We start from the raw sequence: 508 nt of genomic DNA, 5'->3' as shown, positions 1-508 counted from the left end.
ACTACAGAAAATGTACGATGAGCCAGTGTATGGACTTGGAGTGTTACCTGGCACGTACGAGGGCGGCCGGCCGGCACTCAACGCTGCCCGGTCGCTTCAGTCATTCGTCAATAAGGTCGACAACTTCATCGCGTTCGACAACGACGCGTGGCGTTCTCGCGGGCAAACAATTGAGCAGGGTTACGAAGAGATGAACGAAGAGCTTGCAACACGGATTGTCACCCTGCTTGCCGCCGGTGAAGTCGATGAGTCAGAGGTTGGTGAAAACGCAATGGACTCGAGTGACATTATGCGAACACTCGATACCGGCGGAGTCTCCTCAATCGGCTACGCCTCTACTGATGTCACGCCCGCAAAAGAAGGACTGCTCGCCAATTTCAAGGAAACTGAGGAACCACAAAGTGAGTCGACAGATGCCGCAAAAATCAAAGGACTGGTTCGACGCGCCACGAATTCTCGGCTCACTGTTCCGTGTGATGTCTCGAGTGCTGACCGTGCGTTGATCGTG

The 508-nt window shown here is 54.1% G+C and carries 1 pseudogene; it reads left to right on the top strand.

Annotation, left to right across the window (positions count from 1 at the left end):
• Positions 1–508: pseudogene (locus EXE52_RS18095) on the top strand (cell division protein); the annotation flags it as partial.

Origin of the sequence: Halorubrum sp. CGM4_25_10-8A, assembly GCF_005435025.1 — an archaeon.
GTDB classification, from domain to species: domain Archaea; phylum Halobacteriota; class Halobacteria; order Halobacteriales; family Haloferacaceae; genus Halorubrum; species Halorubrum ezzemoulense.
This window is presented reverse-complemented; position numbering and strand designations above follow the sequence as displayed.